General features: G+C 57.6%; 11 protein-coding genes. All 11 read right to left on the reverse strand.

The genetic code is table 11. The annotated features are described in order from the left end of the window. Window positions 1–299: 299 nt before the first annotated feature. Window positions 300–791: a SoxR reducing system RseC family protein gene (locus QNK41_RS10170; protein ID WP_319256355.1), complete on the reverse strand. Its 492-nt coding sequence runs from the start codon at window positions 789–791 to the stop codon at window positions 300–302. Between the two features lie 17 nt (window positions 792–808). Next, window positions 809–1972, reverse strand: coding sequence for a protein-disulfide reductase DsbD family protein (locus QNK41_RS10175; RefSeq protein ID WP_319256357.1), 1164 nt, complete (start codon window positions 1970–1972; stop codon window positions 809–811). 297 nt (window positions 1973–2269) lie between these two features. Further along, window positions 2270–4501 (reverse strand): thioredoxin domain-containing protein, encoded by a 2232-nt coding sequence (locus QNK41_RS10180; protein ID WP_319256359.1) that lies wholly within the window; start codon window positions 4499–4501, stop codon window positions 2270–2272. A 150-nt stretch (window positions 4502–4651) separates the two neighbouring features. Continuing rightward, window positions 4652–5068 (reverse strand): rhodanese-like domain-containing protein, encoded by a 417-nt coding sequence (locus tag QNK41_RS10185; RefSeq protein ID WP_319256361.1) that lies wholly within the window; start codon window positions 5066–5068, stop codon window positions 4652–4654. A 352-nt stretch (window positions 5069–5420) separates the two neighbouring features. After that, on the reverse strand, window positions 5421–6269 hold the full coding sequence (gene hisG, locus QNK41_RS10190; protein WP_319256363.1) for an ATP phosphoribosyltransferase: 849 nt from the start codon (window positions 6267–6269) through the stop codon (window positions 5421–5423). A gap of 182 nt (window positions 6270–6451) precedes the next feature. Beyond that, on the reverse strand, window positions 6452–6727 hold the full coding sequence (locus tag QNK41_RS10195) for a phosphoribosyl-ATP diphosphatase (RefSeq protein WP_413815139.1): 276 nt from the start codon (window positions 6725–6727) through the stop codon (window positions 6452–6454). Window positions 6728–7034: 307 nt separating this feature from the next. Then, on the reverse strand, window positions 7035–7532 hold the full coding sequence (locus QNK41_RS10200) for an MOSC domain-containing protein (RefSeq protein WP_319256367.1): 498 nt from the start codon (window positions 7530–7532) through the stop codon (window positions 7035–7037). Next, window positions 7529–8179 (reverse strand): methionine biosynthesis protein MetW, encoded by a 651-nt coding sequence (gene metW, locus QNK41_RS10205; protein WP_319256369.1) that lies wholly within the window; start codon window positions 8177–8179, stop codon window positions 7529–7531. The genes QNK41_RS10200 and metW overlap by 4 nt, the downstream gene beginning before the upstream one ends. Then, window positions 8163–9326, reverse strand: coding sequence for a homoserine O-acetyltransferase MetX (metX, locus tag QNK41_RS10210; protein WP_319256371.1), 1164 nt, complete (start codon window positions 9324–9326; stop codon window positions 8163–8165). Before metX ends, metW begins: the two co-directional genes overlap by 17 nt. A 170-nt stretch (window positions 9327–9496) precedes the next feature. Then, window positions 9497–9889 (reverse strand): helix-turn-helix domain-containing protein, encoded by a 393-nt coding sequence (locus QNK41_RS10215; protein WP_319256373.1) that lies wholly within the window; start codon window positions 9887–9889, stop codon window positions 9497–9499. A gap of 212 nt (window positions 9890–10101) precedes the next feature. Continuing rightward, a partial coding sequence (locus QNK41_RS10220; RefSeq protein ID WP_319256375.1) for a sigma-54 interaction domain-containing protein occupies window positions 10102–11239 on the reverse strand: 1138 nt, incomplete at its 5' end.

The following is an 11239-nucleotide window of genomic DNA, read 5'->3' on the forward strand; positions in this document are numbered from 1 at the left end:
GGAATTTAAAGCTCAAGTCCGACCGCTTGCCGTAGAAAAAGGATTTTTTGAAAGATTCAAAGGTCTCTTTGTGCTCGGGGGTTCCGCTCGCCATGTCGCTCCTTGGGGATAAGAATGATACAACCCTTCTACTCAGTGTCCATCCAGAAATGGTAGATTTTGGTTCAGGCCAAGGCCGCAGCGAAATTGAAACCGCAGGCGTAGTGGCACTACGTCGAGGATAGCGCTGAAGCTTCACTACGTGCTCAATCGAGCGAGAACGCAGGCTTGGGCCGAAAGATGCCGTTTCTGGGTGGGCACTACTTAGCGCCACAACCACTACCTGCCGACGCGCCGATAGACGAAGACGCCGACCGGGTGTTGACGATTCGGGTGATGACCGGCGTGACCGGCCGGGCTGTCGACCAGATCCGGGAAATGGCAACCGAAAGCACAAACCCCAGGATAAAACCTGCCAAACCGAAGACAACGCTGTGGCCGCTGTCGGTCCCATCCACACCGCCATACATGAAAGCACCCGTGAAGGCGCCGGTCAGCATCCCGAATACGGGTACCAGATAGAGTACCGCCATGCGGGACAGGAGGGCCCCGGATGACACCGTCAGCGTCACCCGATCCCCAACCGTCGCCTCGATCGGGTTGAAGGCAGGAGTCTTTTCGGTCCGGGCGGTGCGCCCGCCGTGGCATTGGGAAACAGCGCTGCAGCTGCCGCACCCCTGGCCCTTTTCTGCCACCACCGTAGCGCGGCCATCATTGCCCGTCTCTACCACAAAACCGATTGTCTGCGCCATCACTGACCTCCGCGGCTCTAACCGTCTATCGACCTCAGCACGTCAACCAGGGTATCGGCTCCCACCACCCCGGTATAGCGCTGGACGTGTTGGCCCCGTTTATCCAATACCACAATGTATGGAATCGCGCGACCACCGAAGCGGTCGAAAATCGCCCGTCGCTGTTCATCCACCTGTGTGAGGTCCACCTGCAAGGTAATGACGCCCATGGTTTCAATGGTCGCCCGCAGTTTATTATCTTTATATGTGGTGCGTTTCATGGCTTGGCAGTTGATGCACCAGTCTGCGGTAAACTCGATTAATACCGGTCGACCGAAGGCTTGCTCGAGGCGCAGGTCGGAATATGCCTGCCAGGCAATGCTCTCAGCATCATGATCCACGGATAGGCTCCGAAAACCGGCCACCACCACAATGACCATGGCCAGAATCAGCACCGGCCTCAGCTTGACCCGTCTACCGCTGGTGAACAGGAATACCAACCAGGCGCCGACCGCCCCCACCAGCGTCATCCAGCCGGCCTGCCACAGTAAGGGCGGCAGAAATCCCTGGATAAAAAAAAGACTCCCAGCCAGCAGCACAAAACCGAGGAATGTTTTGAAGTTTACAGCCAGCCGGCTGGAAAAAGACAGCCGGCTCAGCAGGCCGGGCCACAGTAGCAACAGCAGGTAGGGAAAGGCCAGACCCATGCCGATGGCGCTGAAGATGAGCATGGTTTCCTGGGGCGATCGGGTGGATGCAAATGCGAGCACCGATCCCAGAAACGGTCCCGAACAGGGAGTGGAGAGAACACCGGCCAAAGCACCGGTGAAAAATGCGCCCAAATGGTGGCTCATGGGCACCCGGTAGACAAACTGAGGCAGCCGCCAGGACCACCCGGTGAAGGTAGCGATAGCCGCGGCAAGTAGAAAAAGGGATAGCAGGAACCGGAACCAGGGATGCTGAAACTGCTGGCCCCACATCAATCCGAAAGCGGCGGTAACAGCTCCCAGAAAGATGAAAAAGGCCAGACTGCCGGCCAGCAGGGCAGCGGCGGCCAGGGCCCGTGAACGGGTCGTGCCGGTCGTTTCACGCAGCAGCGCCTGAACCTTGAAAGGTATCACCGGCAGCACGCAGGGCATGAAGTTGAGAATCATGCCGGCGGCAAAGGCGACGGCAATCTGGGAAACAACCGTTTGCATCATCAGGCCCTCATGTAGGCGCCAAATTGGGGACGGCGTCGTAACCCGTAAATGGTCAAGGCTCTCGATTTCCAACGAATGAGTCGCCATTGAGGCTTCGCCGAAGTGAAGCGGAATACCGCACAACGCCCATATTTCACTTTTGCGAAGCCGTCAATTGTTGACGCACTCGTAAAAAGTCATATTTCCGACGGCATCGTAAAAAGCCCGCAATCAAGGCTTGCGAATCCCGAGGAATGAGGCGTACTCACGGTACTCCGCAATGACGAGGGATGAAGCGTAACGCAGATATCGGACTTTTTACGATGCCGTCAATTGCCGCATCAACCCATCCGCGGTTGTCACCGGCAGCTGACAGGCACCGTTTTGGCACGCATAGGCGGTGGTTTTGCCACCGGCAGCGGTTTTGTCCCTGAACAGTGGGGATCGCCGCGACAATTGCCCGGCGCGTGATTCTGAAACGATCATCACCAGGCTGCCGGGCAGAAAGGAAGCCCTCAAACGGTCCGTGAACGAAGCCGCATCACCGTCCGCCGGGGTGACGACAATCACCTGGTGGGGCGGGTGCAGAAAATCCTCCAGAGCCAGGAACATCTCTCCGAAAGCCGACGGATTGGCTTCGATGATGGCGGAAAATGCGCTAAATCCCTTCTCCGCCCGTTTCAAATAAGATGGCTCCAGGGTCAGGGCGTTCAATCGCAGCAGATTCATCAGCGCCACGGCGTTTCCCGAGGGAAGGGCGCCGTCAAAGACCGGCTTCTCGCGGGCAATCAATGCCTCGTGATCGTCGGCGGTCATGAAAAAACCGCCGTTTTCAGGGTCATCAAACTGATCGGCCAGTGTCCGGTCCAATTCAAGGGCACGATCCAGCCAGCGAAGGTCGGCAGTTGCTTCAAACAGATCCAACAGCGCGGCGATGAAAAAGGCGTGGTCATCGAGAAACCCGTTGCCTGCGGCAGCACCGTCTTTGAAACTTCGCTTGAGCCTGCCGGCGACTATCATCCGAGTCAGGACAAAGTCCGCCGCCCGACTGGCACGGTCAAGATAAGCGGCGTTGTCCAGGGCAAACCCGGCACGGACGAATGCAGAGATCATCAACCCGTTCCAGGCGGCAAGGATCTTGTCGTCCCGCAGCGGTGCCGGACGCGCTTGACGGCGAGCATAAAGCGCCGCATTGATCCGGTCGATGTCCGATTCCAGCTGCACCAAGGACAAACCCAGTTCTCCGGCTACCTGGTCAAGTTCACGAGGCAGGAATAAAATATTCCTCCCCTCAAAGTTGCCGCGGGCGTCAGCCCCGTAAACCGCCGCGGCTATCCGGGCGTCATCGGCCCCGAGGGCGTCGCTGAATTCTTCGAGCGTCCAGGTGAAAAACCAACCCTCCTCCCGGTGTCCGGACGGCGTCAGGCTGTCCGCGTCGGTGGCGGAAAAAAACGCCCCGTCCGGCGAGGTCATCTCGCGGGACACATACTCCAGGGTTTTTATGGCGACCTGTCTGAATCGGGAGTTCCCCGTGGCCTGCCATCCCTCGATGTAGGCCGGTACCAGAAGCGCGTTGTCGTAGAGCATTTTCTCAAAGTGGGGGACCAGCCAACCTGCATCGGTGGAATAACGGTGAAAACCGCCGCCCGCCTGATCGTTCATGCCTCCGGCAGCCATTTTTTTCAGGGTCAGCGCGGCCATGTTCAGGCTGACCGGGTCACTGCTTCGCCGATGGTGCCGCAGCAACAGACGAATCGGTAGAGAGCTGGGAAATTTTGGTGCCCCGGCAATCCCGCCGTGCACCGCATCGAAGCGTGTCTTGCTGGACGAGACGGCACGATCCATCACGCCGTCCAAAGGCAGGCGGCCACCGGCAGGCGGCGTCAGCCTCTGCCGAACCGTCCGGGCGAGTTCGCCTGCGGACTGGGCAACCAGATCTCGCTTGTCATGGTAGCTCTCGCGGATTTTTTTGAGCATCGTGAGAAATCCCACCGGCGAGCCGCGGTCGCCGTCCCTGGCCGGGAAATAGGTTCCCCCGTAAAAGGGTTCCCGATCCGGGGTCAGCCACACCGTCATGGGCCACCCGCCCCGGCCGGTAATGGCCTGGACGGCACTCATGTATATGGCGTCCACATCGGGCCGCTCCTCGCGATCGACTTTGACGGCAATGTAGTTGTCGTTGATGTACCGGGCAATTTCCTCGTCTTCGAAGGACTCCTCCTCCATGACATGGCACCAGTGGCAGGTGGAGTACCCCACGGAAAGCAGCACCGGCCGGTCCAGCCGCCGCGCGGTGTCAAATGCTTCATCCCCCCATGGGTACCAGTCCACGGGGTTGTGGGCATGCTGCAACAGATAGGGGCTGCTCTCCAGGAACAGCCGGTTCGTGTAAATTGCCCGACCCTGATCGTCGAGGTGTCGGGTTCGTGGGCGATAGTCATCGCCTCGCCGCCGGGCCATCAGCCGAATTTCATCCTCCACGGTCATATTGCCACCTCTTTTGCCGGCCGCAGCCATTGCCGAATGGCCCTCGGACCATCCGGTTGCCATATCATTGCCAGCAGGTTCGTTCGAACAGGCATTGCCGGAGAGAATCAAGACGATCAGGCCGACGCCAGCCAAAGCTGCTCTGGAAAATTTGGTATTTTGTCGGTTGAAAGCGATGTCCCCCTTTTACTGACATGCCTGTCAATGCCTTGGCTATCTCACCAGAGGGTAATTTTCGCGTGACCAGCCGATCACGCCGGCGTCCATATGGTAGGCGCGGCGAAAACCCAGTTTTTCGAAAATTGCGAGGCTCTTTCCACTGCGGTTGCCGCTGCGGCAGTAAATCAAATAGGTTTTTTCCCGGTCCAGGGCCTTGAGCCGTTCCACGTAATCGCTGGAATAATAATCGAGCAACAACGCCCCTTGGATGTGGCCGTCCTTGAACTCCTTGGGCGTGCGAACATCCAGCAACACGACATCGGGGGCGCCCTGATGCCGGTCGAGCAATGCCTTGAAATGACGGGGTGAAATGGTCTGTGCGACCGGCATGACCGCCGAGGCCATGCACACAGACGCGCCCCACAGCAAAAGCAGCAACGTCGCCATCCATATCGATGGTCGTCTTTTCATTGTCCAACCCTCTTATTGAAACAATCTATTGGCGCTTGGCGCATTGCCAGCCAATTTCATTAACCGCGAATTACCACAATGTAGTAATAATAAGAATCGATTCTGTTTTTTCAATAAATGGATCAATGAAGCCAGGGGCGGGCTGAAAATGGTGAACCGAAGCACTGACGGTCAATGGCTCTGCCGGATTGAACCGCGACAGCGAGCGCATTCCCCGCGGCTTGTCGGAGCGAAGGTGAGATCCGGCTCACCGGGGCCGCGGGGAGGGTTCATTCCATCACCCACAGCCGATAGTGGCCGAAATAGGGCATTTGGGAATTGGCGCCGGGGTCATTTTATTTTTTGCGCGGCCTTATATCCGGCAGGTGCGAATGTCGGTGACGATGATACCCTTGGCCCCGATTTTGGTGAGGCTGTCCATGATCTGGTTCACATCCTGTTTTTTGGACATGGATTTGACCGCCACCCACCCTTTTTTGCTCAATGGGGAAACCGTGGGGGACTCGATGCCCGGAGTGATGACGCAGGCCATCTCCAGCATGGTTTCGGGGATGTCGTACTCCACCATCACATACTCCCGGGCCACGACGATACCGCGGATCCGGTCCAGAAAGGTGTGCACCCGCTCCTGCTGCTCAATGTCCCGGGTCCGGGCCGCCAGGATGGCTTCACTGCGCAGCAGCGGGAGCCCAACCACCTGGAGCCCGGCCGCCTTGAGGGTTCGCCCGGTTTGGACCACGTCGGCAATGGCGTCGGCCACACCCAGGCGGATGGAAATCTCCACCGCCCCGTCCAGCCGGATAATTTCAGCATCCACGCCCCGGCGCGTCAGGTCTTCGAGGACCAGTCGGGGATAAGAGGTCGCGATGCGCATTCCGGCAAACTGGTCCGGAGCCAGATCCGTTTCTGCGGGGACGGCGTAGTGGAAATCGGACCTGCCGAATCCCAACGACATCAGTTCCACCACATCCGCCCCGCTGTCCAGGGCCAGATCCCGGCCGGTCACCCCCATGTCCAGAATACCTTCGCTCACATAGATGGCGATATCCCGGGGGCGCAGAAAAACGAACTCGAGCTGGTTGGTGTTGTCGAGCACGATGAGTTCACGACTGTAACGGCGGCAGTGGTAACCGGCCTCCCGGATCAGCTGTACGGCGTCTTCGGAGAGCGATCCCTTGTTGGGCAGGGCGATTTTCAGCATGACAATAAAGTTCCTTTTAATGTCGTCGGTTTAACTTGTAGTGCCCATTCACAATAGGTAGATTTTGGTTCAGGCCAAGGCCGCAGCGATTTTGAAACCGGAGGCGTAGCAGCGCTACGTCGAGGATTTTAAAACCGTGAGAACGCCGGCCTGGGCCAAAAGATGCCTATTGTGAATGGGCACTAGAGGTGGCGGTAGACGTCTTCTAGCTCCAGCTCACAAGCAATCATCATCACTTGAACGTGGTAGAGTAGTTGGGATATTTCTTCGGCGGTGCGCTCCCGACCCTCGTGTTCAGCAGCCATCCACACTTCACAGGCCTCCTCGATCACTTTCTTGCCTATGGCGTGGACACCCTTCTCCAGTTGACGTACGGTTCCCGACCGGGGGTCCTTGCGTGTGGCCTTGTCGGTGAGTTCGGCAAACAGGGCTTCAAATGTTTTCATCGAGTGGGGCATTCCTTCCGGACGCCGCGGTTCACTCTGAACTGACGTGGATCACGGCGATGTCCATGCTTCGTTTACATTTCCGGCTTCATTAACAGAAAAACCGTCATCTCACAATGGTTTACGGACGGATCCAGTTCGCACCCGGGGTTGGTGTAAAAGGTAGCGGACCTGTAAAAAGGAAGGGCGGCTCTGCTGTTGTGGGGTATCGTAGCAGAGCCGCCGAGGGTAGAGGAATTGAATAATACTTATGGGGTGTTGAACTTAAGATAACCGGATCAATCCTCTCTGTCAAGGAAAAAATACCACATTGTGGTGATTATTTTGTCTGCTGCGAAATTCCGGCTTGTTTGTCCGAATGCGGATGGCCGACAGCGTCAACCGATGTCTCGATAAGCGCGATGGGGTCTCCGCAGGCGATCTCACCTCCCTGAATAACCCGGGCGAAAACCCCCTCTCGGGGCATGATGCAGTCGCCGGCCTGGTAATAGATGGCACAGGGTTTGTGGCAGGTCTTGCCGATTTGAGAGACTTCGACGATGACCGTCGTTCCCAGCTTCACCTGCGTCCCCACAGCCAGATGCTTCCAGTCGATGCCTTCGGTGGCCACATTTTCCGCAAAATCCCCGAAATTCACATCCAGTCCCTTTTCCCGGGCCCCCTGGATGCTTTCCGAGGCCAGGAAACTCACCTGGCGGTGCCAGGGGCCGGCGTGGGCATCCCCGTCCAGACCATGGTTGAGAATCACTCTGGCCCGGTCCACGAGGGTTTTTCGGGTTCCTTTTTTCCGGCTGACGGCAATGGATACTATTTTCACGGCACCTCCTTGGTCGTCGCCTCCTTGGCGATCAGAAACAGGCCGTATGTGGCAAACAGATCCGGTAGAAAACGGACCCGCTTTCCAGAATGATCCTGTCGGTCTGTATCGATACCCACCTCTTTTAGTATTCTAAATCCCACCTGCCGGGCGTATCGCCTGAAGTCGGACAGGGTGATCACCCGGATGTTGGGTGTATTGTGCCACTGGTAGGGCAGCTGCGGCGTCACCGGCGCGTGCCCAGTTGACGCCAGCATCATCCGTACCCGCCAGTGGCTGAAGTTGGGAAAGCTCACCACACTCCGTCGGCCGATCCGCAGCATCTCCCGGATCAAGGGCGCCGGGTCATAAATCTGCTGCAGGGTCTGGGCCAGGATCACATAGTCGAAGGCATCGTCCGGATAGTCCCGGACCTCTTCGTTGATGTCTCCCTGGAGTACGGTCAACCCCCGCTCGATACAGCGGGCCACGCAGCTCTCATCGATGTCGATGCCGGTGCAAACCGCATTTTTGCGGGTTTTCAGATAGTGAAGCAGCGTGCCGTCACCGCATCCCAACCCAAGCACCCGGGCCCCTTGCGGAATCCATGAAGCCACCAGCCGAAGGTCGTAGCGAATACCGTTGCCTGCATTACACGTCGTTGTCACTGTCCAAAAACCCTTTCATGATGCCGGAAAGGCGGTCACTGGGGAGCAGGAAGGCATCGTGCCCCCACTGGGCCTCGATTTCGCAAAAACTCACCGCCAGCCCGTTTTTTTTCATGGCCTTGACCATGGCTCGGGACTGGTAGGTCGGGTAGAGCCAGTCTGAGGTGAAGGAAAGCACCAGAAACCTGGCCCGTGCGCCCGCAAAGGCCGCCACGGCGGACCCGTCACCGAAATGCCGCTCGAGGTCAAAATAGTCCGCCGCCTTGGTGATGTAGAGAAAGGCATTGGCGTCGAATCGATCCACAAATTTGCGGCCCTGATGGCGCAGGTAGCTCTCCACCTGGAAATCCGCATCGAAATTGAATGAAAAATCGGCCTTGTCCTGAAGCCGCCGGCCGAACTTGAGCCGCATGGATTCGTCGGAAAGATAGGTAAGGTGCCCGATCATCCGCGCCACGGCCAGACCCAGGTCCGGTTTCACTCCATCGTGGTAGTCTCCGCCGTTCCAGTTGGGATCGGCCATGATGGCCTGTCTGGCCACTTCGTTGAAAGCAATGGCCAGGGCGCTGTGCCGGGTGGTGGTGGCCAGGAGCACGGCGGATTCAACCCTGTCCGGGTAGCGTACACTCCATTCCAGCGCCTGCATACCGCCTATGGATCCGCCGATCACCGCATTCAGCCGATGCACACCCAGGTGGTCCATGAGCTGTTTTTGAGCGTCCACCATATCTGCAATGGTGACCATCGGAAAATTCAATCCGTATGGCCTGCCGGTGGCCGGATCGATAGATGCGGGGCCGGTCGACCCCATGCAGCTGCCCAGGATGTTTGTGCAGATCACGAAATGGCGGTTGGTATCGATTCCCTTTCCCGGTCCCACCATGAAATCCCACCAACCCGGTTTGTCGTCGCTGTCAGTATAGGTGCCGGCAACATGGGCGTCGCCGGAAAGGGCATGCAAAATCAGAATTGCATTGGACCGGTCTTCGTTGAGACGACCGCAGGTTTCATAGGCAATGGTTACCGGCCCGATGGCGGCACCACATTCCAGTCGCATGGTTGCCGGCGCGTGGGCGAAAGTGAATGTCCGCTTTTCCACCAGGCCCACCGATGCCCCCTGCTGATCGTGCTGGATGTACTCACTCATGATGGATGCTTTAACAATTTAATGGTTGGACAGCGCTGTAGAAAGTTCAGAATCAAGAGGTGCAAATTCTCAGAATCGCGCTATCGCGAGTTCCGCAGGCAGCGTACTGATCGACCACCGCAGTGACGAGGGATACTGCCAAACGCAGACAGTGGCGATTTTGAGCGGCGTCACGCCTGATCGATTTTGGCCAGGGTGGCCTTGAACACATCACAGGTGCGGCACAGCTTCATCTTCTCCTTCCAGGAATCGTGGACAGTCCCGTCGCAAATCGTGCCGTTGATGAACCAGCACAGGTCACCGGTGGAAAATTCCCAGGCCGGGCACTGCTCTCGCTGTTCCTGAGGACAGGAGCGGGTGTCCCAGCAGGGTTGGACGCTGCTATTGCCGAAAAATTTACGGGTAATCAGGAAGTAGAGTTGGCGCTCTACGTGGACGGGGATGGTTCGCCAGCCCTGCTCATAACTGTGGATCGCCTTGATGGAGGTTCCCAGAAGTTGGGCCATCTGTTTCTGGGTTTTCTCCAGTTTCTTCCGCAATGCGCTGAACTCTTTGTCTTTCATGGATTTCCGTCTCTACTTTCCCATTCCTGAATAGCTGCAACCCATGGTTACCTTCCATAGTGCCGGCCCATGCCGCGGGCAGATATACACCCAAGACCAGATGGAAATGGAAACTAACATGCCGTATTTACGATAAAATACTTAGAACCGTTCACATCTGCCACATCGTGGTATAAATGTCAACGGTTTTTAACCAACCTGGAGAGGCGGGGTCAGCCCACATCCTGTTTGATATCGATCCCGAGCTTCTTCATCCGCTTCCAGACGGTCACCCGACTGACCCCCAGCATCTTGGCCGCTTTGGATTGATTGCCGCCGGCCTTCCGCAGCACGTGGACCAGGCTTTCCCGATCCTTGACGCACCCTGGGTCCAGTTCACAGGTTGCCTTTGGATCGAGCGTGCCGTGCACCATCTTGTGGGGTAGATGCTGCGTGCCGATGCCCCCGCTCTGGCAAAGGACGAAGGCGTACTCGATGGCATTTCGCAACTCGCGGACATTGCCCGGCCAGGCATAATCCGTCAGGGTTTCGAGGGCTTCAGGCGTGAGCCCGATTATCTTCTTGCCGCTGCTGGTCGCATTTCGACGGATAAAGCTCTGGGCAATCAGCGGGATGTCCTCCCGGCGCTCGGATAATGGCGGACAGTAAAGCGGAAAAACGTTGATCCTGAAATACAAATCCTCCCGGAACAGTCCCTGTTCGATCAGGGAGTCGAGGTTCTTGTGGGTGGCGGTGATCACCCTGACATCCACGGGGATGGGCCGATTGTCCCCCACCCGTTCGATCTTGCGGTCCTCCAGCACGCGCAGCAGCTTGATCTGGATGGCAGGGGGAATGTCGCCGATCTCGTCCAGAAAGATGGTCCCTTGATGGGCGGCTTCGAAACGGCCCACGCGCGTGCGGTCCGCACCGGTATAAGCCCCCTTGACATGGCCGAAGAGTTCGCTCTCCAGCAGGTTTTCGTTCAGGGCCGCACAATTGACCTTGACGTAAGGCTTGTCGCTGCGGCCGCTGGCCCGGTGGATGGCCCGGGCCACCAGCTCCTTGCCGCTGCCGCTCTCTCCCAGAATCATCACCGGCGTGTCGGACTGGGCCACATTTTCCATCATCTCGAAAAGGTTCAGCATCACCGGGGACTTGCCCAGGATGCCGTGGTATCCCTCATCCAGGTGAAAGGTCTTGCGCAGGTTGCTGATTTCCTGCTGCTGGCGGATCTTTTCAGTGATGTCGGTAAGCGTCTCAACGGCACCGATGATTTCGCCCTTTTCGTTGTGCAGCACCGATGCACTCTTGATGATGTGCACCGAATGGCGGTCTTTATTGGTGATCAGACACTTCTTCTCTTTAATG

This window comes from Desulfosarcina sp. (genome assembly GCF_033791525.1).
In the GTDB taxonomy this organism is placed as follows: Bacteria; Desulfobacterota; Desulfobacteria; order Desulfobacterales; family Desulfosarcinaceae; genus Desulfosarcina.